The following is a 21,205-nucleotide window of genomic DNA, read 5'->3' on the forward strand; positions in this document are numbered from 1 at the left end:
GGGTTGGCGATCGTGCGCCAACGGGGGCGAGCGGGGCCTGACGGCCCGCGAGATCGAGATCTTCGCGTTTCTGGCGCGGGGACGCAACGGGCGCTTCCTCATGGAGCACTACGTCGTCTCCCGCAACACGGTGAAAAGCCACATCAAGCACATCTACGCCAAGCTGGGCGTCCACTCCCAGCAAGAGCTCATCGACATGGTGGAACACGCCGGGTAGGCCCGGGCACGGCGCCCGCGCCCGCGGCTAGAAATGCTGCAGGGCCCACATTGGGCCCCTCGTTTCCGAGCCGTTTTCTCGGATTGCCCTTCTCCGACCTTCCCGCTCAGCTCTTGCGCTAGAATAGAAAGCCGTGCGTTTCGTTGGATCGGTTTCATCGAGATAAGGCTCTGCATGGAATTGACGCTTTCGATGTTTCTCGCGCAGGCAGGCGACCACCCTGTCCTGCTCGGCATTTTGGTGCTCGTCATCGGCGTGACGATCATCTCGGGGGCCACCGACGCCCCCAACGCCATCGCCTCGGCGGTATCCACCCGCTGCCTTTCCCCTACCGCGGCGCTCATCTTGGCCGCCGTGTTCAACTTCGTGGGGCTCGTGGGTATGACCTACATCTCCACCGCCGTGGCCCACACCATGTTCAACATGGTGGACTTCTCGGGCAACACCCACCAGGCGCTCCTCGCGCTCATCGCGGCCATGATAGGCTCCATCGGCTGGGGCGTGTTCTGCTGGTTCTGGGGCATTCCCGCAAGTAAGTCCCACTCGCTCATCGCCGGGGTCACGGGAGGCGCCATCGCGCTCAACGGCCTGGCGGGCGTGGTGCTCTCCGAGTGGATGCTCGTCATCTACGGCATGGTGTTCTCGCTGGTGGGAGGCTTCATCCTCGGCATGACGACCACCAAGATCATCGAGTTCTTCTTCTCCTGCGTCGACCGTCGGCGCGGTGATAAGGTATGCGTGGTGCTGCAGGACATCTGCGCCTGCGCGCTGTCGTTTCTCCACGGCGCCCAGGACGGCCAGAAGTTCATGTCCATCGGGCTTTTGGGCATAGCGCTCGCCTTCGGCATGGAGACGAGCGGCGCCACCGACTTCCCCCTGTGGCTCATGGTCATCTGCTCGCTGGCCATGTCGCTCGGCACCCTGCTCGGCGGCAAGCGCATCATCAAGTCGGTAGCCATGGACATGGTCTCGCTCGAGAAGTACCAGGGCGTGGCCGCCTCCGCCTCCACGGTGATCACGCTGTTCGTGGCCTCTATGACCGGCATGCCCGTGTCCACCTCGCACTGCTCCACCGCCTCCATCATGGGCGTGGGCGCCTCGAGGAGCTTCCGCCGCGTGAACTGGGGCGTGGCCCGGCGCATGGTGTGGGCCTGGGTGCTCACCTTCCCCTGCTGCGGCTTCATCGGCTGGGCCCTCGCCAAGCTGTTCATGATGTTCTAGGCGCGCTCGGTTCCCCGCATCCCCCGACAAAATATCGCGGCACCGACCCACCTCCGATAAAAAACGCGCGCCCTTCCTGCCCGAAGCGGGAGGGCGCGCGCCTTCGCAGCGTCGCGCAAGGCCCGGAGCTTGCCCGGGCCCCGAAGCGCCTACTGGGCGGCCTGGGCCTCGCGCAGGGCGCTTACCAGCTGGTCGGCGCAGGAGGTGGAGCGCCGGCCGCAGGTGTTGCCTTCCAGAAGCGCGGCCACGTCGTCCACCTTCATACCGGCCACCAGCTTGGAGATGGCCTTCAGGTTGCCGTCGCAGCCGCCGGTGAACTGGACGCTCTCCACGGTGTCGCCGTTCACTTCCACGTCGATCTGGCGGGAGCACACGCCGCGGGGGGTATAGCTGTGCATGGGGTTCCTTTCTCTCGTCTTCTCGCGAGAGATTGTACCACCTTACACCGCCGCCGCCCCGCGCTCGCCGGTGCGGATGCGCACGACCTCCTCGATAGGCGCCACGAAGATCTTCCCATCGCCCACCTCCCCGGTGCGCGCGGCCGCCACGATGATGTCCACGAGGGCATCGACCGCCCCGTCATCCACGACGATCTCGAACTTCACCTTCGGCACCATATTCAGCATAACCTCGGTGCCGCGCACGTACTCGCTCCAGCCGTGCTGGGCGCCGCAGCCGTGCACCTGGGATATGGTCATGCCGCTCACATCCGCCGCGAACAGCGCGTCCTTCAGCGGCTCCATCTTCTCGGGCCGCACAATGGCCGTCACTCGCTTCATAGGTCTCAGCTCCTTACTCGTTGCTTGTTACTTGTCGCACGCTGCGGCGCTAGTCCAGGCCCAGATGGGCCGGGTAGGCCGATTCTCCGTGGATGGCCACATCGAGACCGGCCGCCTCGTCTTCGGCCGAGACGCGCAGGCTGCCGCCGAAGCAGGCCCGCACGATGAGCCCGAGCGCCACATCGGCCGCCACCACGAACACCACCGTCACCACGATGCCGAGCACCTGGGCGCCCAGAAGCGACCAGTCACCCGTGTACAGAAGGCCGCCCGCACCGGTCCACGAGAGTTCCGGCACGCAGAAGAGTCCCGTCAGGACGCCGCCGACGATGCCGCCGACGCAGTGGCAGCCGAAGGCGTCGAGAGCGTCATCGTAGCCGATGCGGCGCTTGGCTTGGGAGATGGCCGCATACACCACCGGGCTCACCACCGCGCCCATGACAAGCGCCGCCCACGGCTCCACGAACCCCGCCGCCGGCGTGATGGCCACCAGTCCCGCTACGAGCCCCGTGGCCGCGCCCACGAGCGTGCACTTCCCCACATGCACCCGTTCGGCCATAAGCCACGACAGCACCCCAGCGGCGCTGGCCGTCACGGTGTTCAGCAGCGCCAGGGCCGCCACCCCGTCGGCGGCGAACTCGCTGCCCGCGTTGAAGCCGAACCACCCGAACCACAGAAGCGCCGCGCCGAGGGCCACGAAGGGCACGTTGTGGGGCCGGTAGGACAGCACGGCAAAGCCCTTGCGGCGTCCGAGCATAATGCAAAGGACCAGGCCCGTAAGCCCCGAGGAGATATGCACCACGTCACCCCCGGCGAAGTCGAGGGCGCCGATCATCTCGCCGATGAGCGACCCATCCCCGCCCCACACCATATGGGCGAGCGGCGCGTATACCACAAGCACCCACACTGCCACGAAAGCGCACACCGCGCCGAACTTCATGCGCCCGGCCACCGCGCCGGTGATAATGGCGCAGGTGATCATCGCAAAGGCCATCTGGAACACGATGTCTACGATGGCCGGGTAGGCCGCCGCCAGCTCCGGATCATCGGCCAGCGCTCCCTGGCCTGAAAGAATCGCGAAGGCATCGGGCGTGCCCGTAGCCTCGGCCATCATGTCGTTCACCGCGCTCAAGCAGCCCAGCTGGTCCAGGCCGCCGAAAACGGGGATGGAGCCGTCGCCGCCGTAGGCGAACGACCAGCCGCACGCCACCCACGCCACCCCCACGATGCCAAGCACCGCGAAGATCATAACCATAGTATTCACCACGTTCTTGCGGCGCGAGAGCCCTCCATAGAAGAACGCGAGCCCGGGCGTCATGAGCAGCACCAGCATGGTACATACGAGCATGAACGCCGTCGATCCGGTATCAAGCATGGCAATCAACCTCCTTGGGGTATCGGGAACGATCCGATTGTTCCACGCGCTCCGTTTACCAGCGGAGTCATCGATGATTGTTAATCCCCTCAAAAAGAAGTGTTAACGCCTTCGACCACTCCCTGTTACTGGCGGGAAACATTTGGTCGCGCGGGCGCCCGTTGGGCTCGAAACGCCTACAATAGAGCTGCAACGCAAGTCATTTGGGATTTTTGGCCAAAAAGGGCCTCGAGTGCGCTCAAACCGGAAGGAACCCGCCCCGAAACACCCCGAATTTATCCGAAATCCCCTCGATTCGCTCAAATTGGGGTGCTCGGAGCTTGATTTCGCGGCTCAGACAGCGCACTCGGCATGGTTTTTGACCAAAAATCCCAAACGGCTTGCATTAACCGACGTCTACCGGGAAGGAACCCCCATGAGCGTGTCATTCCGTCAGGTCGAGCGAGACGAAGAGGTCGAGGCGCTGGCTCACATGGCCCACCATATCTGGAACGAGTACTGGCCAGCACTCATCGGCCAGGAGCAGACCGACTACATGGTGGAGAAGTTCCAGAGCCTGAACGCCTTCCGCGCCGACATCGCCGACAACGGCTACGAGTACTTCTTCATCATGGACCGAGAGAACGCCACCCCGCGCGAGCTCGATCAGGCCGTCCACGGCGCCGACATCCACGACGAGGGCCGGCCGGCGCCGGCCGGCGCCGGCGACGCCGTGGAGTCCGACCGCGACGGCGAGCTGGCCCACGATGCCGAGGACTTCGCCCATGAGGCTGCCAAGCCGCGCATCATCGGCTACACGGGCGGGCATGTGGAGGCGGACACGAACCGCTTTTTCATCTCGAAGGTGTACCTGTTGAAGGAGCATCGCGGCCGCGGGCTTATCGCCAGCGTCGTGCGCTTCTACGAGCGGCTGTGCCGCGAGCGCGGGCTGGACGCGATGTACCTGACCGTGAACAAGCACAACGAGATGGCCATCCGCGCCTACAAAAAGCACGGCTTCGAGGTCATCGACGCCGTGGAGACCGACATCGGCGAGGGCTTCGTCATGGACGACTACATCATGGAAAAGAAGCTGAAGTAGGGAACGGTCGGGAACGTAGTCTCGATCCGGGCCGAGAGAGCCCGCAACCGAAAAGCAAGCGGCCTGCCAACACGCACAGCGTCGGCAGGCCGCTTCAGGTAATCAGCTCGAATGAGCTAATCGGCGAGCGCGGCTTCCTCGGCGAGGTCGGCATCGGCAACAGAGGCCTGGATGGGGGCAGCAGTCCCCTCCCCGGCCGTCGCCGCGGCTCCGGCAGCTCCGATGGCATCGCCGGCCGCAGGCGCCTCGCTACCCGCCTTGACGCCTAAACGCGCCGAGAACGGCAGGGACACCGCGTGGGTGGGGCACGCGTCGACGCAGGCGCGACAGCGGGTGCAGTCCACCAGCCCCAGCTCGCCGGCCTCGGGATGGCGCAGGTTGATGCCGAAATCGCATACCTCGGCGCACTTGCTGCAGGCCACACCCTTGGCCGTCTCCAGGCACACCGCATCGTTGATGCGTGGCCGGAAGGTGCGGTTGCCCCGGGCCACCAGGTTCATGATGGCCGAGATGGGGCAGATGCGCGCGCACCACTTGCGCAGAAACACGAGCTCCACTGCGAGCAGCACGGGCGCGAGCACGATGGCCACGGTCAAGTCGCCGGCGAAGAACAGGCGCCACACCAGAAGCACCGTGGCGAAGGTAAGCCCGATGGGGCACACCAGGCAGAAGACGGGAAACCCGAACACCGCCGTGGAGAGCACCGCCCCGCCGAGCACCACATGGCGCGAGTCCAGTGCGGGCCGCTTGCCGCATGCGCCGCACGAGGCGCAGCCCGCGCCCGCTCCCGGGGACATCCCAGCACCAGCGCCCGCTCCCGGGGCCGTCCCGGCGCTCGCAGCCGCCAGATCGGCCTCGGCTACGGCGCGCACCTGGGCGGCGCGCTCGTCGGCGATCTGCTTGCGCTTGGCCGGCGTGCGGAAGAACCCGCGCAACCGCTCGAGGAGCGGTGCCGGGCACACCCAGGCGCAGAACGCCCGGCCCACCACGAGCACCACCGCCGCCATAACCACAAGCGACAGCACCGCCCGCGGTATGAGCGTGTGTGACGCCACCATGGAAAGGAGCGCGCCCACCGGGCACAGCAGGGCGATGGAGTCGAAGCCGAAACCGGACAAGGTGCCCACGTTGGCCCCGACTACAAGGCCCACGGCCACCACAATCAGAATGGCGCCGGCGGCAATCAGGCGCAGCTTGTCGGATTTCATCGGGACACCCCTCCTTCCGCCGCCTCCAGCGGCACCACCACGATGGCGCGCTCCGTGGCGCCTCCGGCAATGGAGCCGGACTCCAGCGATACGCACACGCTCTCGCAGGCGCCACAGCCGTTGCACTTGTCCTCGATGACCACGGGCCGGGCGTTCTTGCCGTCCTCGGTCATCTCGATGGCCTCGTAGGGGCATGCGTCGAAGCAGAAGCGGCAGCCGGTGTTGCGGTAGGCCAAGCAGTCGTGGCTGTTGATAACCGCCACGCCCACGATAACCTCCTCGGCCACGGCACCCGGCTCCAGGCTCAAAGCCTCGGTGGGACAGGTGGCCACGCACAGGGGAACACCCCCGTTCTCCTCGGCGCAGAAATCGCAGTAGTCGTCGGCGAAGCTCAAACGCGGCGTGCGGAAGCCGGCCAGGCCGTCCTCCAGATGGGCCGGCACGATCACCTGGCGGGGACAGGCCTCGTAGCACTTCTGGCAGCGGACGCAGGCGGCCGCAAGGCGCACCTCGTCCTGGCCGCCGGGCGGCCGCACGAGCGGGTTGCGGCCCGTAAGGGTCACCCCGCCTGCGGCGATAAGCGTCGCCGTGGCCACCCCGCCCACCAGAAGCGAGCGGCGCGTGATAACGGGACGACGCGCCTGGGGTTCATCTACGGTCATAGTCCCTTTCCTTTCAATGAAAAAGTGCCGGGCCCCGCTCGGGACCCGGCACTGCGGAAAACCCTAGAACAGGGCGAACACGCTCATAGCCACCACATACAGGATGCAGCGCCAGGCGAACGAGCCGATCACCGCGCACACGGCCGCGGCTACCATGAGGGGCAGCGCCGTCTTCTCGTCGCGGCGGGCAGCCAAAATGGCGCACACCACCGGCACCGCCAGGCCCACGGCGATAGCGAGCCCCCAGAACCAGCCGGCCAAAGAGCCGGTGAGGATGGAGGCGTTCAGCGCCGCCGAGTCGGCCATGGGGGTATCGGGCAGGGTCGGGTCGAAGTAGTACTGCACCGTGCCGAACTGGCCGAAGGAGTTGATCATGAGCGCGGCCACGATGACCACCACGAGCGACGCCGCGGCACCCACGAGGCTCACCTTCACCGCCAGCGCGCCGGCGTCGGCGTCCTTCTTGGCGTAGGCGATGATGCCCATGGTCAGGCTGCCCAGAAGCACGGCGTTGCACACGTAGTACACCACGAGCAGCGGGGTGTTCCATGCCGGGATGGAGGGCATGGTGTAGGACTCGCCGGTCACCGCCGGCAGCGCCAGGCCCACCACGAGGGCGAGCACGGCGCACCACTTGGGAGCGACCCCGTCAGCGGCGCGGCGCATGAACAGGAAGTACAGCACCAGCACGATGGCGAAGGCCACGCACCCCCACAGCTCGAGGGTGATGCCGGACACGCCCATGCCGTTGCCGCCGAGCAGGGCGCCGAAGGCGTTGAAGATGCGCTCCCAGTGCTCCAGGTGCATGAACACCGCAACACCGCCGACAACGAGCGTCACCGCCGAGACGGCCAGCGCCGGCAGCTGGAGGGACTTGCCCTTCCCCAGCAGGGTGAGCACGCCCTGAACCGCCATGGTGCCACCGCACCAGCAGAGGAAGAACGTGAAGAGGATAAGGGGCCATTGCAGTTCCATGTTCTACTCCCTCCAGGTCCGGGGCTCGCGCAGAAGGTACATGAGCTTGGGACCGTTGCCGGCATCCACCAGGTGGTGAATCTCGGAATCCTTGTAGGCCTCCACGTAGTCCTTCATCTTCACGCGGGAAGACATCATGTCGTCATAGCCGACCTTCTTCGGGTCGGACGGGGCGGCCAGCGCCTCGAAGTTGTCCACGCCGCCATCCAAGTCGCCGAAGAAACGGGCGCGGGCGGCGCACTGGCTCACGCACTGGGGCAGCTCGCCCTGGGCGATCTTCTGCTCACACAGGGTGCACTTCTCCACGACGCGCTCCTCCTCGTTGAGGTAGCGCACGCCGTAGGGGCAGGCCATGGCGCAGAACTGGCAGCCGATGCACTTCGACTTGTCGATCTGCACGGTGCCGTCCTCGCGCACGTGGGAGGCGCCCGTAGGGCACACCTTCACGCACTCGGGGTTCTCGCAGTGCTGGCACTGCACCGGCAGAAAGTACATCTCCACGTCGGGGAAGTGCCCCGAGCCGGCCTGGGTGGGATGGGGCCCGATTCTCAAGGTCTTGATCCAGAAGTTGCCGACCGGCACGCCGTTGATGGCCTTGCACGCCACAGTGCAGGCAAGGCAGCCCACGCAGCGGTTCAGGTCGGTGACAATCGCGTAATTAGCCATGGGGAAACCTCCTTTCTAGTCTTTGATAACGCTCAAGGTGTTCAGGCCGCCGGCCGTGGCGCTCGCGAACGTCAGCTCGATGGTGGCGTCGTTGATGCGCGGGTCGTTGGCGAGCCATTCCTTCAAGCGCTCGTCGTTGGCATCGGTGATGGCGCGCACGACGGTGCCGTCGGCGGCCTTGTAGGAGGGCACGATGGTGCCGTTGGGGGTGTTCTCCTCGGTGGCCTTGTACATGATCATGGGCACGCCGCGCATCTGCGAGGAGCCGCCCACCGGGTCCTGGGCGTACTTGTCCAGGGTGCAGTTGAAGTTCACCTGGTCGAAGCCGTGGGAGGCGGTGTCGAACTCGGGGTACCACCAGCCGTGGTTGCAGTTGATGGTGCCCGGCGTGATGCCGTAGTACAGGTCCACCACCTCGCGGATGGCGCCCCAGGGGCTGCGCAGCCACACCCAGTCGCCCTGCTGGAGACCGAGTCGCTCGGCGTCCTCGGGGTTCACCTCGACGCGCGGCGAGGGCCACAGCTCGCGACACCAGGGCAGCTGACGGTGCTCGGAGTGGAAGTACACCGGCTGGCGCGAACCGGAAGTGGCCCAGAAGGCCGCGTCCGGATGGGCGACGAGCTCCTCCTTGTAGCGCTCGAGGAGGTTGTCCTCGCCCGCCGCGGTGATGTCGCACTCGGCATAGCCGCCGAAGGACTGGTTGCGGTAGTCCTCCGAGTTGTTCTTGATCTCATCGACCCGCGAGGCATCGTAGAGCTCGGGGTTGGAGATGCGGGAGTTCTTCGGCTCGAACCAGTGCGGGAACTTCTCGATGTCGGGAATATGGCCGTCCCACGCGGCGCGGTCGGGCATGCAGGTGGCGTAGAAGTTGTCCGACCCGTCGCCGATGTAGCTCTCGCAGACGGTGGACCAGATCTCGGTCTTGCCCGTGGGGGTGGAGAAACCCGGCTTCTCGTCGAACAGCGGGCGCAGCTCGCGGTTCTTCGAGTGACGGCGCAGGCCCATCTCGGCGCGGCGGTAGGTGCCCCAGCGCTCGGGATAGTAGGTGCGGCAGTCGAACCAGCCCTCTTCCTGGAACTTGGCGCGGTAGGTGTCCCAATCGATGCCCTCGGGGAACTCGGGCATGGCCCAGTAGCGCACGTTCGCCGTGAGGTACTGCACCTCCTGGGCGTCGTAGTCCACATCTCCGCCCATCTGGATGAAGTCGTTGTAGTCCAGATCGAACCAGGGATCGAGCCCCTCGACGGTGTTGTTGAACTCCACGCCCATGGCCTTGTACAGGCACAGCGCGCTGATGAAGTCGGCGATCTGGTCGCCGATGGGGTACACGCAGCGCTGGGCGATGCCGAACACGCCGCCGGCGCCCTGGGAGCCGCGCGGGGTGTTGGTCTCAAGCCAGTGGGTGCACGGGATGATGATGTCGGCGTTGCCGTTGTTCGGGCAGCTCCACAGGTTGAAGTCGAGGTAGAAGTCGAGCGCCTTGTGGGCCTCCCAGGCCTCGATGAGGTTGGAGGAGTGCATGAAGTCGCCGGACATGCACACCTCGCCGTGGAGCTGGTACATCGAGTTGATGTTGCGGCAGGCGTCGTAGGTGGCCGTGGCATCGGACCAGTTGCTCCAGTAACGCGTGAGCGGGAAGCGGTCGGAGCCGATCATCTCCATGTTGCGCTCCACCACGGTCTTGTCGGCGGGCCACTCGGTGTTGGGCTGGTAGTTGCCGCCCTTGCGGTCGGCGATCCAGTAGGCCTCCTCGTCGGTGGGCACGCGATTGCCGTAGCGCTCGGCCAGAGGCGATCCGGACTCGATGAGGCCGGCCACCCATTCCTGGATGAGCGGGACCTGCTGCTCGATGGTGAGGTTGCGCGGCGTGTTGCCCAAGGCGAGCGGGCCCACGACCGAGTCCTCCATGCCCCAGGTCTTGGGGTTCTCGGGGCGGTTCAGCATGAAGTTGTCCCAACCGGGCTGGGTGGACAGCTCGTGCTTGGTGGCGCCGCGGTTGCCCGCCGGGCCGTCGCCGTTGCCGGTAATGGTGGACAGGATCTGCAGCGCGCGGGAGTTCTGCACGCCGTGGCCGTTGTGGTCGATGGCCAGCTGGTAATGGATGCCGCCGTTGCCGTAGAGGGGGTTCATGCGGGTCGTGTAGGCGATGCACGCCTCCTCGATCTTCTCGGCGGGAACCTCGGTCACCTCGGCGGTGTACTCGAGCGTGTTCTCCTCCAAGCTCTCGATGAACGACTCCCAGGCGGTGCCGGCGGTGATGGTGCGGCCGTCCTTCAGCTTCACCTGCACGCCGCCCGGCGTGAGCGACGGGCTCTTGGGAAGGCCCGCGGGGTTCGAGCGCTTGCCGCCCTCGTTGCCCTCATGCCAGTAGGCGTCGAACTCGGGGTCGGCCGGATCGGCAAACACCGAGGGGTCGGGCAGCCACGCGTCGGCGATGACCGGCTTGTAGGGGTGCTCGATCCAGGTGCCGGTGGTGGGGATGCGATGGCGCTCGCCCTCCCACACGCACTGCTCGGCGTCCCAGTAGGTGGGGCGGTTGTTGTTCTCGTCCCACACGATAAAGCGCTGGTAGCGCCCCTCGTAGGGCCAGTACTGGTTCACCCACTCCGGGTCCAGGTCGGCCTCGGTGATCAGGCGGCTCTCCAGATCGATGCCGCCGGTGGACTCCCACATCCAGCCCTTTTTGGTACGGCCGTCCTCCTCGGGGTTCCACAGGAAGGGCGCGTTGGTCCAGCGGCGCACAAACAGGTCGTCGTAGGCCTCGTTGTCGATGACCCAGCGGATCATGCCGCACAGAAGCGCCATGTCGGTGCCGACGCGCAAAGGCAGCCAGATATCGGCCTCCTTGCCCAAGGGCGTCATGCGCGGGTCCACCAGGATGTGCTTGTAGGCGCGCTGGGCGATGTCCACGACGCCGCGGCAGGAGGAGTCGTAGTTGGAGTACTCCACGGCGGTGCCCCACTGCACGTACACGATGGGCTGCTGCTCCACTTCCATCCACGACGCGGCGTTCTCGTCGGTCATGATGGTGGCGAAGTGGCGCGGGCCCTTGCAGATCTGCTGGGCGGTAATGGAGTTCGGGGTGCCGAAGAGGTTCTTGAACGAGGCGTAGGGCGCCATGCAGTAGATGCGCGAGGTGCCGCCGGCGGCGAAGACGGACTTTCCGCCGTACTTCTCCACGATCTCGTTGAACTTGGCACCGGCCTCGTCGAAGGCCTCGGCCAAGCTCACGCGCTGCCAACCGGGATCGGCCTCGCCCTTGGGGTTGGTGCGCTTCTGGCAGTAGCGCAGACGGTCGGGGTGGTACAGCGCCAGCATGGACGACTGCGACTTGCTGCAGCAGTGGCCGCGGGAATGGGCGCACTGCTCGTCGCCCTCGACGCGCGTGACGATACCGTCGGTGACGGTGACCCACACGCCGCACTCGTTCTTACCGCAGGCGCGGCAGCACGAGCGGATGTGCTGGACGTCCGAGCTCGATGAGGTGTCCTCGCCGACGGCAAGGGCCTGTGAGGGTACAGAGGCGAACGAAATCGCTGAGGCGGCCGCAGCCACGGCCGAGGCCTTCATAAAGCTGCGTCGGGTGAGCGTTAGCTTTTCCATACCTTCCTTCCTTCTCCTAGGAATTGGTCTTGTGCGCTTGCCGGCACCTCTCATTGCCCGCAAGCCCCGTAGCGCGGATGCGCGGTGCGCGGCGGATTTCCGTTCCAGTCCCTTGCCGAAGTCCGCCGAACGCCGGGTCGTGCCGACCACGGGTTCGCTTGGCATTGTAGGAGCGGCCGCGCCCTCCCCCTTAGAGTGAAAAGGACGAGATCGAGGTTGAACCATATCGTCCGAAAAGGAGTAGATGACCCTCTCACGCGGGGTTATCGTAGGAGCCGAGAAGTTGGAAGCCCCGAAGCGTACGGGGCGCGCCCGGCCCCTGGCGGCAGGAGGCGGGAGACGAGAAGGAAAGGTCCGGTGATGCGCCATGGCCATGCTGCCCTACCCGACGAACACCCTTATCTTCAACATCGACGACCGCGTGCTCGACGAGCCGCTGAAGCTCGCCCTGAAGCGGTCGTGGACCCACGTGGGCGACTTGCTCGTGCGCGGGCACGCGGGCGAGGGCGAGGCGCCGTCGAACTACCTCCATGTTATGGTGAAGTTCGGCTGCCGCCCCTATCTGGGCGCCGGCGAGGAGGCCGATGCGAACTGGAGCGAGCGCATGGAGCAGCATGTGCGGGCCACCCTGCGCAAGGTGAGCGCGAACCTCATCGCCTTCAACCGCAACCAGCGCCGCGACGGCAAGCCGGAGCTCTCCCTCGACTACATCGAGTTCTCCTTCGAGAACGGCGCGCTCACCCTGGAGCTTCTGACCGACTCCAACGGGGCGGTGCCCGAGGAGTGCGCCGTGGTGGCCACCCAGGTGCGCGCCGCCCTGAACCGGGGCGCCATCGGCGAGGCGGTGCGGGTGCGGGTGCCCGCGGCGGCAAGCTACGCGGCCCAGGCTGCTGAGGCCGCCGAACAGGCCGCCGCCGAGGAGGCCGAGCGTAAGGCTGCGGCCGAGGAAGAAGCTGCGGGTGGCGAGGAGGCGGCCGAAGAGGTCGTCTTCACCGAGGACCCGGCACTGCTGGCCGAGGCCGAGGCGCAGGGCGAGGGGGCAGCGGAGGCCGTGAGCCCCCTGGAAGTGGCGCCGCTGACTGAAGAGGAGTGGGAAGCCGTCTACGGTACCCCGGCGGTGGACTTCGAGGTGGACTACGCCATCGGCGAGGCCATCGACGCCGACGGCGCGAGCCGCGCCTTCGTGGTGGCCACCGGCGAGGCGGTGGCGGCATGAGCGCGGTAGATCCCGAGCTGCTCGGCCGCCCCCTCGTCAAGGTCTGCGGGGGCACCCACCGGGCGCGCACGGCCCTGCTCGTGGAGCGCGCGGCCTCCCTCGTGAAGGAGGGCGTCGATCCGGCGCGCATCCTGCTTGCAGCTCCTTCCGCCATCGGCGCCGACGAGCTTGCGCGAAAGCTCGCCGCCGCGTTGGATAGCGACGAGCGCGCGAAGGCCGTCGCCGTGAAGCCGGTGCTCGCGCTCTGCTCCGCCGTGGTGGAGCAGGCCCGTGCCCTCGGCCTCACCGAGCGCTTCGGACGCGTGCTGCCCGCCGAGGAGCACCTGTTCGTCCTGGAGGACCTGAAGACCCTCGGCCAGAAGAACCAGCGGCTGCACAACATGCTCGCCTTCTTCCGCGCCCAGTGGAGCAACCTGGCCCCCGAGGGCGAGTGGGTCATCGCCGGCGAGGAGTCCACCGTCATCGCGCTTTTGCGCCAGCTTCTCGCCCAGTACAGGGGCGGCCTGCGCGACGAGGTGCCCGCCTTGGCCGCGCGCCTGCTGGAAGAGGCAGGGCGCGCGATACTCGGCGCCGATTACGACTACGTGCTCTGCGACGATTTCCAGAACCTGTCCCATGCCGAGCAGGCCGCGCTCTCCCTCTGCTGCGTCAAGCAGCTCATGGTGGCCGGCGACGAGAGCCAGGCGTCCAAGGGCGCCACGGCCTACCCCCACCCCCGGGGCTTCGCGGACTTCGAGCGCGTGCGCCGCGGGGCGGCGCTCGTCAACCTCGCCGATGAGGGCGCAGCTGAGCAGCAGACGCGGCACGTGACGTGGGAGGCGCCCGAGCAGGAGCTCGGCAGCCTCGCCGGCCTCGTGCGGGCCTGGGAGCGAAGCGCGCCCGAAGCCCGTGCCGACGAGGTGGTCGTGGCCGTGCCTACGCGCTTCTGGGGCCGCCAGGTGGTGGGCGCGCTCACAGCGGCCGGGCTGCCCGTCGACGATGCGGGCTTAGGCGCGGCCCTCGGCGGTGACCCGCGCTGCCCGGGCTGCCATGAGAACCTCACCGCCCACGCGAAGCTCCTCCTGGCTGCCGAGCCCGAGGGTGCGCTCTCGTGGCGCATCTGGGGCGGCATGGACCACGCGCTCACCCACAGCGACCTGTGGCTCGAGGTGCGCCGCCGCGCCGAGCAGGACGAGACGAACTCCTACGAGGCCTTCCGCGCCCTGGCCGAGGCGGCGCTGGCCGGCGAGCCGGTGCCCTTCGCCCGAGACGTGGCGACGATCTGGCAAAGCGGGCAGGCCGTCATCGAGCAGTCGCGGGGTCTTGCGGGCCCGGCGCTGCTCGCAGCCCTCGGCATCGCCGCCGACAGCCCCGTCGCCGCCTTGGCCGCGCCCGTCGGCGCCGACGACGATGCGGCGGCCCTGCGCGACCGCGTGCGCAACGCCCTCGTGATGCCGCGCTTCGCCGGCGACGGGAGCGCGGTGCGCGTGGCCCTCTACGAGCATGCGGCCGGGCTCGATGCCCCCTGCGTGCTGATGCCGGGCCTCGTGAACGGCCTTGTTCCCCACCGCGACGCCTTCGACATCGTGAAGGATCCCGACCGCCGCGCCGCCCTCCTCGCCGAGGAGACGGCGCGCCTGCACGCGGCCGCCGACGTGGGTCGCGTACGCGTGGCCTCGTCGTTCACGCAGGCCGATGTGGAGGTGGCCGAGCGCGCGAAGCTGCGCGTGGAGCGCATCAGCTCCCAGGACGGACGGCGCATGGCGCGCCTTGCCCCCTCGTGCATTGCCGGCACGGCGGGGCTTGCCGCCGATGCCCAGCCGGGATCCGCAGGGGCCGTCGAGGCGCTTTTCGCCACCTGCTAGCAGCAACGGAGGAGGGAACGTGAAGCAGTTCGAAACGGAGTCGGCGCGCCTGCTCGACCTCGTCATCAACTCCATCTACACCAACCACGAGGTGTTCCTGCGCGAGCTTGTCTCCAACGCGTCGGACGCGCTGGACAAGGCGGCCCTCGCGCGGGCCGAGCAAGGCCTTCCCGCCGAAGAGGGCGCCATCACCGTGGCCTTCGACGCCGCGACGCGCACCTTGACCGTCTCCGACGACGGCATCGGCATGGACGCGGCGGCCCTGGAGGAATGCCTGGGCACCATCGCGCATTCCGACAGCCGCCAGGTGCGCGAGGGCCTCGCGGACGGCAGCGCCGACCTCATCGGCCAGTTCGGCGTGGGCTTCTACTCGGCCTTCATGGTAGCCGACGAGGTAACCGTTACCTCGCGTGCCCTGGGCGATGCGCGCGCCTACCGCTGGACGAGCGACGGCGTGAGCGGCTACGCTATCGAGCCGGCCGAGCGGGAGCGCGCGGGCACCGATGTTGTCCTGCACATCCGCGAGAGCACCCCCGACGAGAACCTGGAGCGCTACCTCGACCAGAGCTCGCTTGTGGCCCTGATCCGCAAGCACAGCAACTACGTGGCCCATCCCATTCTCATGGATCTGGCCGAGGAGCACTTCGACGCGGACACCGGCGCCCTCGTGCGCGACGAGGCGAAGCGCACGCTCACGCGCGTCAACGCCGAGGCGCCTTTGTGGACGCTGCCCGAAGAGGCCGTCTCCGACGAGGCGCTCGCCGCCTTCTACCGCGACGAGTTCCGCGATGGTGAGGATCCCCTGCTGGCCGTCGCCCTGCACGGACGGCCCCCTCTGCCCTTCGACGCCCTGCTCTTCGTGCCCGCCGAGGCCCCCGAGGGCCTGTGGGACAAAAGCTTTGAGCGGGGCCTGCGCCTCTACAGCGCCGGCGTGCTCATCGAGGAGGCCTGCGAGGCGCTTCTACCCGATCATCTGCGCTTCGTGCGCGGCGTGGTGGACACCGCCCAGCTCAACCTCACCGTCTCCCGCGAGGCCATCCGCGAGGACGGGCGCGTCCAGCTCATCGGCCGCCAGATCGAGCGCTGCCTCATGGATCGGCTGCGCACCATGGCGGCCGAGGACCGTGCCACCTACGAGCGCTTCTTCGCCGCCTTCGGCACGGGCATCAAGTTCTCCATCGCGGCGAGCCACGGCGATATGGCCGCGCCCCTGGCCGACCTTCTGCTGTACTACTCGGCCCGCGAGGAGCGCCTTGTCACCCTCGCCGAGTACGCCCGCCACGCCGAGGAGGCAGGACGGACGGAGGTGTGCTACATCGTGGGCACCGACCGGGAGCGCCTCCGCTCCTCGGCTGCCGTGCAGGCAGCGCTGCGGACCGGCCTCGACGTGCTGCTGTGCACCGAGGGCGCCCGCGACGAGCTGTGCCTCATGCTCATGGGCACCTACAAGGGGCTGCCCTTCCACAGCGTCACGAGCGCGAACTTCTCCGTGGGCGACGAGGATACCGCCACGGCGCGCGAGGCGACCGACGCCGACCGGCGGCTATGCGAGCGCATGCTCTACCACAGCCCCGAGCCGCTTTCCCGCATCGTTCCCTCGCCGCTGCTGACCGGCGCGCACGATGCGGCGGCGCGCCTGACCACCGAGGGCACCGTCACCCTGGCCGTGGCCCGCTACGCGCTCACCCGCGCCAAGGGCGGCCCGCGCCCGGCGCTCCCCCTCGTGCTGGAGGTAAACACGGCGCATCCGCTGTTCGCCCGGGCGCGCGCGGCCGACCAATCCGACAACGGCGGTGCACTGGGGGATGTGACCCAGGTGCTGCTCGGCCAGGCCATGCTCGCGGAGGACTTGCCTCTGGCATCGCCGGCAGCTTTCAACGAAGCGGTCAATCGCTTGATAGGAGATCGGCACGCAGGCCAGTTGGATTCCGCCGACCGGTAGAAGGAGCGCAGGGCCCCGCACAACCGTGGGGTATAATGGGGAATCGGGCGCCCCTGAGGCGCCCCATCTATGAGGGAGGGACGATTGGGCACGACACGACAGCAACTCGCGGGCTTCGGCAAACCATCATCGCAAGCAGTAACGCTCACGGTCGGCTTTGGACTGCACAACGCCTGGGTATGCGCTTCCATGTACTCCACGCGAACGCTGTTCGACGCCCCCTTCGTCATTGCGGGCCTCGGCGGCGGCTCGGTGGCCTTCCTCTACCTCGTGTCCATTCTCGCCCTCAGCCTCACCTGCTTTCTCGCCGCAGCCTTCGACCAGCGCCTTGTGCGGTTCGCGCATTACCGCGCCGTCATGACCGCGGCCGCGGCGCTCACGGGCGTAGGCACGCTCATCGCCTTCGCACCTCTGGGCAACACGGCGGCCACGCTGCCCTTCGACTGCTGCTCGGGCATTCTCACCGGCATCGGCTCGGCCGTGCTCTTGCTGTTCTGGGGCACGTCCTTCGCCCGCGCCGACGTGCGGACCATCGCCACCTGCGGGGCCACGGCCGTCGTCGGCGGCTTCGCACTCAACACGCTCGTGCTGCAGTCGCTGCCCTTCCCCATCGGGGGCATCGCGGCGGCCCTGCTGCCCGTCGGCGAGCTCGTCGCGCTCAACCGCGTCGTCAGCGCCGATGAGGCCCGGCCGCACCGCCCCTTCAACAGCCTGCCCACAAGCAAGGCCCGCATGGCGCTCAAGCTGTTCGCCCCCATGGCATTCGCCGGCTTCACCCTGGGCATTCTCAAGCACATCTCGGTGCAGACGACTCTCGGCGGCGCCCTTACCCCCGAGTCCTGCGTCACCCTGCTTCTGGCCGGCAGCCTCACCGTGTCGCTGTTCGTGCTCTTCCCGCGCCTGTACCCCCAGGGCCGCTGGGACACCCTCCTGCGTGTGGTGGTGCCCCTCATCTCGTGCGTCTCGTTCCTCTTCGCCATGCTCGTCTTCGCCGACCGCATGCTATCGGACCTGTTCCTGCTCATCGCCTATATCTTCATCGAGACGGTGGTGTGGGTCTACTACGCCTACCTCGCCCACAAGATGCGCCTGTCCCCCATCTTCATCTTCGGGTTGTCCCGCGGCATCATCACCTTGTTCATGCTGCTCGGCGCCATCGCCGCGGCCTGGTGCAACCCCTATCTGGAGGCCACGCCGGTGGGAGATGTGGCAGCCATCCTCATCTCGCTCGTGCTCATCGCCCTCGGCTTCGCCCTCATGCCGCGCGAGACCGACATCCTGCACTCCATCGTGGAGTGCCCGGCCGTGCGCCTCGTCTCCCTCGAGCTGGAAGAGGGCCTGGGGCTGTTGGGGCAGAGCGCGCCGGCAGCGGAAGACTCCCCTTCCAGCCCCCAGGCGGCTCCCGCGGAAGGCTGCCTCCCCGACAGCGAGGCAGCGTGCGAGGCCGGCAGGCGCCCCACCGTCGCGCAGGGTACCTCCCCCACGGCTGCTCCGACGAGCGCGGCCCGGGCGGCCATGGAACGCACGCCCGATGCCGCCGAGCGCACCGGCGGCCGCTTCTCGGCCAAGGTGAAGAAGGTGGCCTCCCTCTACCTGCTCACCGAGCGCGAGACCGATATCCTCTTCGAGCTGGCCAAGGGCGGCTCGGCCTCCTACATCCAGGAGAAGTACTACATCTCGGCCAGCACGGTGAAGACCCACATCCGCAACATCTACCGCAAGCTCGACATCCACAAGCGCAGCGACCTTCTGCGCCTGCTCGAGGAGATCGACGACTACGAGTAGGCCCGCGCTCGCCGTTCCCGAGCCCCGAACAGAGAAGGTCCCCGACGACTGCAACCGTCGGGGACCTTCCGTCTTCCTTGGAGCGCGCGCCACCCGCAAGCGGGCTTCCCGCCGCTAGGCCACTTCCATGGTCACTTCCACGGGAGCGTCCGGCGCACCTTCCAGAAGCTCGGCCAAAAGCGCCTCGTCCTGCTCGCCGTAGCCCAGCACAAGGTGCGCGAGGCCCCGGTACAGCCCGGTCTCGGCGAACTTGAGCATGTCGCCGGCCAGCATCGGCACCCAGTTGTTCAGATGGTTGCGCACAAAATCGTAGGAGCAGCGGATGTCGTTCAAGGCCCGCGCCTCATCCCCCTCCCGCAGCGCCTCGGCGATGCGCAGGCTCAGGATCTGCATGAACTCGAGCTCGAGTGCGATGTGGTCTTCCAAGTCGTTCCACGCGCCCTTCTTCAGGCCGTTGTTGCGGAAGTACTGGAGCACCTCCCCGCGGGCCTCGCGGGCCAAAAGCCGCCGGTCGGAGGTGTAGACGCTCTCGTAGAGGTAGGCGGCCGAGTACCCGCTCGTGCCGCTGCCGATGAACGTCCGCGAGTAGTCCACGGCCAAATCGCTCTCGCTGCCGCGCCAGGCGCTCGCCAGGTAGTCGCGCACCTCGCGGAAACCCGCGTCCAGCGTGGCGTTGCCGCTGTTCTGGGGAAACTTCATCTGCCGCAGATCCTTGATCTGCTCCCAGGTCAGCTCCTGGCGGAAGAGCGTGGCCAAAACTCCGTACATGGCTGCACGGTCGGCGAAGAAGCCGGCCAACTCCTCGGTGGTGAGCGCCTCGCGCTCGGCTGCCTGCTCGCTCATGATGCCATCCTTTCCATCTCGGCGCCCGCGCCGTCGGCGCAGGTGAGCGCCGCCACCTCGGCGAAGAGCGACGCTCCCAAATCGGTGAGGGCCCAGCGCCCGTCGGCCCACCGGGCCGCGTCCACCGATTCCAGCACATCTAAGAAGTAGCTGCCCATCTTGCGGGGCTCGCGGGTGACCGGGAAGGTCTCGGCCAGGGCGCAGAGTTCCTCGCGCGGGGCACCGGCAGTGCCCATGGCCTCCATCACGGCCCGGTACACCTCGGCGTAGCGCGCGTCCTCATCGAGCACCCGGCTGCGGAACGCCTCGCCGTCGGTGAGCTTCGCCAGAGCCGCAAGCCCCGCCTCGGTCGTGCGCCAGCGCGGCTCGGGCGCCTCTTCCAGGGAGAGGTAGCCCACGGCCTCCTCGTCTTCCGCCGACAGGGCCGCCGCTTCCGGCACGACCGCCTCCGCCTCCGGCGAAGCCGCCTGCGCCGCCTCATCGTCAGCCGTGGCGGGCTTATCGGGCCGCTCCATGGCAAGGCCCCCGGCCCGCTCCAGCATGCGGCAGTAGGACACCGGCGCGTACACCGACTTGTTGTAGGTCTCCGCCTCCTCGATGCGCTCGAACAGCTCGTCGCTGCCGATGCCGTCGCGGGCCCATGCCAGGATGCCCAGCAGAATGGGACGGCGCCCGGCGTTGGTGCGGGCCAGGTCGATCACCGCCGCCTCAGCGCTGCCGGCACCCTCGGGCGTGAACACCGTCGCCCGCTTCAGGCGCGCCGGCGTCTGTCCGAGCGGATGGGGCAGCAGCACGGCATCGTCGGTGATGAGGCCCGCCAGATCCGGGTCGTCCTCCTCGTCGCCCTCGATGAACTCGAGGGGGTTGTAGGCGATCTCCTCTTCCCGATCCATCAGATCGAGCGGGGCGCCTGGATGTTCCTCCTTCACGGGAAACCTCCTTCTCTCTTGCGGTTTTCCCCAGTATAGGAGCGCGCCTGCGCTCCCCCTCATCCTTTTTGGAGGAGACGGGAGGGCCGAAAAGGAGTAGATGGGCGACTCATGCGCGGTGCGGGCGGCGGGAATCCACCGTTTCATGGGAGGGAGGGCCGCCTGTGCGCGCCTAGACTGGCCTCGGGTTGATACGAGAGGCACAATCGGAAAGGAACACCCATGATCAAAGCTGCTTCAAAACGGACCTATCTGGTCACAGCTTTCATCGCGCTCCTCTGCTCCGCTGCATTGTTCGTCCCCCTCGCCTTCGGGTTGCCCTATACCCACAGCGAGGAGGAGGCCGACGCGGGCCATGGCGTCATCCACGTTGCGGTGACCCTGGACTCCTCGGCCGTCGGCGGTCCGACCAAAGCGGTCTGGCTGCCCGTGAACGCCGACGATGCAACCGTCGAGGCCGTGATGAACGAGTTTCTGAACGCGAGCGAGGACAAGAGCGATCGCTTCGCCCACGAAGACTACGCCATGGAATCCATGGCAGACTACCTATCGGGTAGGGAGTACACCATCGCCGTGTACAAGGCCGGCGCCCAAGCGCCCGGCACCGACGGATTCGCCTACACGAGCGCGAGCGCTGGCAGCGATGCCGGCACCGCCTTGGAATCCGGCGACGGCATCTACGTTACGGTGACCAAGTAATCCTCTCCGGCTTGGCCGTAACGCACTCACAACCGCCTCGTTGTGCAACCCGGCCGGCATCCAGTCCCCTTTTGCCGGTCTTGCGGGAACCCCTCTCGGGGAGGACGCATTCCCCTTCGGGCCTTCCAGAATCGCCCCCTCCGATTCCGCCCTCCCCCTC

The 21,205-nt window shown here is 67.5% G+C and carries 18 protein-coding genes; 8 read left to right on the forward strand and 10 right to left on the reverse strand.

Annotated elements, in window-relative coordinates; all coding sequences use genetic code 11:
- Together Q5064_RS10165 and Q5064_RS10170 are read left to right on the forward strand one after the other, a co-directional pair.
- Nucleotides 1-217 (forward strand): response regulator transcription factor (locus Q5064_RS10165; protein WP_302964382.1); only part of this gene is annotated, 217 nt, incomplete at its 5' end.
- A gap of 174 nt (nucleotides 218-391) precedes the next feature.
- A complete protein-coding gene (locus Q5064_RS10170; RefSeq protein ID WP_302964383.1) occupies nucleotides 392-1,438 on the forward strand; it encodes an inorganic phosphate transporter in 1,047 nt (348 codons plus the stop codon).
- Nucleotides 1,439-1,587: 149 nt separating this feature from the next.
- Here Q5064_RS10170 and Q5064_RS10175 read toward each other — a convergent pair whose 3' ends face one another.
- The 3 genes from Q5064_RS10175 to Q5064_RS10185 are packed head-to-tail and all read right to left on the reverse strand — an operon-like array spanning nucleotide 1,588 to nucleotide 3,592.
- Nucleotides 1,588-1,836 carry a TIGR03905 family TSCPD domain-containing protein gene (locus Q5064_RS10175; RefSeq protein ID WP_302964384.1) on the reverse strand — a complete coding sequence of 83 codons (249 nt, stop codon included), beginning with the start codon at nucleotides 1,834-1,836 and terminating at the stop codon, nucleotides 1,588-1,590.
- 42 nt (nucleotides 1,837-1,878) lie between these two features.
- On the reverse strand, nucleotides 1,879-2,217 hold the full coding sequence (locus tag Q5064_RS10180) for a P-II family nitrogen regulator (protein WP_302964385.1): 339 nt from the start codon (nucleotides 2,215-2,217) through the stop codon (nucleotides 1,879-1,881).
- A 49-nt stretch (nucleotides 2,218-2,266) separates the two neighbouring features.
- Complete coding sequence (locus Q5064_RS10185; RefSeq protein ID WP_302964387.1) at nucleotides 2,267-3,592, reverse strand: ammonium transporter; 1,326 nt, start codon at nucleotides 3,590-3,592, stop codon at nucleotides 2,267-2,269.
- A gap of 415 nt (nucleotides 3,593-4,007) precedes the next feature.
- Here Q5064_RS10185 and Q5064_RS10190 point away from each other — a divergent pair, with 415 nt between their 5' ends.
- Nucleotides 4,008-4,673 carry a GNAT family N-acetyltransferase gene (locus Q5064_RS10190; RefSeq protein ID WP_302964388.1) on the forward strand — a complete coding sequence of 222 codons (666 nt, stop codon included), beginning with the start codon at nucleotides 4,008-4,010 and terminating at the stop codon, nucleotides 4,671-4,673.
- Nucleotides 4,674-4,789: 116 nt separating this feature from the next.
- On the opposite strand, the gene Q5064_RS10195 is transcribed toward Q5064_RS10190, so the two are convergent.
- The 5 genes from Q5064_RS10195 to Q5064_RS10215 form a co-directional block, all read right to left on the reverse strand.
- Nucleotides 4,790-5,881, reverse strand: coding sequence for a 4Fe-4S binding protein (locus Q5064_RS10195; RefSeq protein WP_302964389.1), 1,092 nt, complete (start codon nucleotides 5,879-5,881; stop codon nucleotides 4,790-4,792).
- Complete coding sequence (locus tag Q5064_RS10200) at nucleotides 5,878-6,543, reverse strand: 4Fe-4S dicluster domain-containing protein (RefSeq protein WP_302964390.1); 666 nt, start codon at nucleotides 6,541-6,543, stop codon at nucleotides 5,878-5,880. The genes Q5064_RS10195 and Q5064_RS10200 overlap by 4 nt, the downstream gene beginning before the upstream one ends.
- A gap of 63 nt (nucleotides 6,544-6,606) precedes the next feature.
- Complete coding sequence (locus Q5064_RS10205; RefSeq protein ID WP_302964391.1) at nucleotides 6,607-7,518, reverse strand: DmsC/YnfH family molybdoenzyme membrane anchor subunit; 912 nt, start codon at nucleotides 7,516-7,518, stop codon at nucleotides 6,607-6,609.
- 3 nt (nucleotides 7,519-7,521) lie between these two features.
- Nucleotides 7,522-8,184, reverse strand: coding sequence for a 4Fe-4S dicluster domain-containing protein (locus Q5064_RS10210; protein WP_302964392.1), 663 nt, complete (start codon nucleotides 8,182-8,184; stop codon nucleotides 7,522-7,524).
- 15 nt (nucleotides 8,185-8,199) lie between these two features.
- Nucleotides 8,200-11,787, reverse strand: a complete 3,588-nt coding sequence (locus tag Q5064_RS10215; RefSeq protein ID WP_302964394.1) for a molybdopterin dinucleotide binding domain-containing protein — start codon at nucleotides 11,785-11,787, stop codon at nucleotides 8,200-8,202.
- Nucleotides 11,788-12,154: 367 nt separating this feature from the next.
- On the opposite strand from Q5064_RS10215, the gene Q5064_RS10220 reads away from it, so the two are divergent.
- The 4 genes from Q5064_RS10220 to Q5064_RS10235 all read left to right on the forward strand — a co-directional run bounded on the left by Q5064_RS10220 (nucleotide 12,155) and on the right by Q5064_RS10235 (nucleotide 18,574).
- Nucleotides 12,155-13,003, forward strand: coding sequence for a hypothetical protein (locus Q5064_RS10220; RefSeq protein WP_302964397.1), 849 nt, complete (start codon nucleotides 12,155-12,157; stop codon nucleotides 13,001-13,003).
- On the forward strand, nucleotides 13,000-14,847 hold the full coding sequence (locus Q5064_RS10225; protein WP_302964399.1) for a hypothetical protein: 1,848 nt from the start codon (nucleotides 13,000-13,002) through the stop codon (nucleotides 14,845-14,847). Before Q5064_RS10220 ends, Q5064_RS10225 begins: the two co-directional genes overlap by 4 nt.
- Before the next feature lie 19 nt (nucleotides 14,848-14,866).
- The gene (gene htpG, locus Q5064_RS10230; RefSeq protein WP_302964402.1) at nucleotides 14,867-16,789 is read left to right on the forward strand and encodes a molecular chaperone HtpG; all 1,923 of its coding nucleotides are present in this window, start codon (nucleotides 14,867-14,869) and stop codon (nucleotides 16,787-16,789) included.
- A gap of 189 nt (nucleotides 16,790-16,978) precedes the next feature.
- Nucleotides 16,979-18,574 carry a response regulator transcription factor gene (locus tag Q5064_RS10235; protein ID WP_302964403.1) on the forward strand — a complete coding sequence of 532 codons (1,596 nt, stop codon included), beginning with the start codon at nucleotides 16,979-16,981 and terminating at the stop codon, nucleotides 18,572-18,574.
- A 114-nt stretch (nucleotides 18,575-18,688) separates the two neighbouring features.
- On the opposite strand, the gene Q5064_RS10240 is transcribed toward Q5064_RS10235, so the two are convergent.
- Both Q5064_RS10240 and Q5064_RS10245 read right to left on the reverse strand, forming a co-directional pair.
- Nucleotides 18,689-19,417 carry a molecular chaperone gene (locus tag Q5064_RS10240; protein ID WP_302964405.1) on the reverse strand — a complete coding sequence of 243 codons (729 nt, stop codon included), beginning with the start codon at nucleotides 19,415-19,417 and terminating at the stop codon, nucleotides 18,689-18,691.
- Nucleotides 19,414-20,346: a hypothetical protein gene (locus Q5064_RS10245; RefSeq protein ID WP_302964406.1), complete on the reverse strand. Its 933-nt coding sequence runs from the start codon at nucleotides 20,344-20,346 to the stop codon at nucleotides 19,414-19,416. Before Q5064_RS10245 ends, Q5064_RS10240 begins: the two co-directional genes overlap by 4 nt.
- 222 nt (nucleotides 20,347-20,568) lie before the next feature.
- Between Q5064_RS10245 and Q5064_RS10250 the strand changes: the two genes are divergently transcribed.
- Nucleotides 20,569-21,045 carry a hypothetical protein gene (locus Q5064_RS10250; RefSeq protein WP_302964407.1) on the forward strand — a complete coding sequence of 159 codons (477 nt, stop codon included), beginning with the start codon at nucleotides 20,569-20,571 and terminating at the stop codon, nucleotides 21,043-21,045.
- Nucleotides 21,046-21,205: the final 160 nt, after the last annotated feature.

It is taken from the genome of uncultured Adlercreutzia sp. (assembly GCF_958431955.1).
In the GTDB taxonomy this organism is placed as follows: domain Bacteria; phylum Actinomycetota; class Coriobacteriia; order Coriobacteriales; family Eggerthellaceae; genus Adlercreutzia.

Bases quoted from the DNA above. Each gene is read 5' to 3' on its own strand.
- Q5064_RS10200 (WP_302964390.1), bottom strand. From the start codon at position 6,543: ATGACCGTAGATGAACCCCAGGCGCGTCGTCCCGTTATCACGCGCCGC.
- Q5064_RS10225 (WP_302964399.1), top strand. From the start codon at position 13,000: ATGAGCGCGGTAGATCCCGAGCTGCTCGGCCGCCCCCTCGTCAAGGTC.
- Q5064_RS10210 (WP_302964392.1), bottom strand. From the start codon at position 8,184: ATGGCTAATTACGCGATTGTCACCGACCTGAACCGCTGCGTGGGCTGC.
- Q5064_RS10250 (WP_302964407.1), top strand. From the start codon at position 20,569: ATGATCAAAGCTGCTTCAAAACGGACCTATCTGGTCACAGCTTTCATC.
- Q5064_RS10235 (WP_302964403.1), top strand. From the start codon at position 16,979: ATGTACTCCACGCGAACGCTGTTCGACGCCCCCTTCGTCATTGCGGGC.
- Q5064_RS10220 (WP_302964397.1), top strand. From the start codon at position 12,155: ATGGCCATGCTGCCCTACCCGACGAACACCCTTATCTTCAACATCGAC.
- Q5064_RS10205 (WP_302964391.1), bottom strand. From the start codon at position 7,518: ATGGAACTGCAATGGCCCCTTATCCTCTTCACGTTCTTCCTCTGCTGG.
- Q5064_RS10180 (WP_302964385.1), bottom strand. From the start codon at position 2,217: ATGAAGCGAGTGACGGCCATTGTGCGGCCCGAGAAGATGGAGCCGCTG.
- Q5064_RS10240 (WP_302964405.1), bottom strand. From the start codon at position 19,417: ATGAGCGAGCAGGCAGCCGAGCGCGAGGCGCTCACCACCGAGGAGTTG.
- Q5064_RS10195 (WP_302964389.1), bottom strand. From the start codon at position 5,881: ATGAAATCCGACAAGCTGCGCCTGATTGCCGCCGGCGCCATTCTGATT.
- Q5064_RS10170 (WP_302964383.1), top strand. From the start codon at position 392: ATGGAATTGACGCTTTCGATGTTTCTCGCGCAGGCAGGCGACCACCCT.
- Q5064_RS10215 (WP_302964394.1), bottom strand. From the start codon at position 11,787: ATGGAAAAGCTAACGCTCACCCGACGCAGCTTTATGAAGGCCTCGGCC.
- Q5064_RS10190 (WP_302964388.1), top strand. From the start codon at position 4,008: ATGAGCGTGTCATTCCGTCAGGTCGAGCGAGACGAAGAGGTCGAGGCG.
- Q5064_RS10175 (WP_302964384.1), bottom strand. From the start codon at position 1,836: ATGCACAGCTATACCCCCCGCGGCGTGTGCTCCCGCCAGATCGACGTG.
- Q5064_RS10185 (WP_302964387.1), bottom strand. From the start codon at position 3,592: ATGCTTGATACCGGATCGACGGCGTTCATGCTCGTATGTACCATGCTG.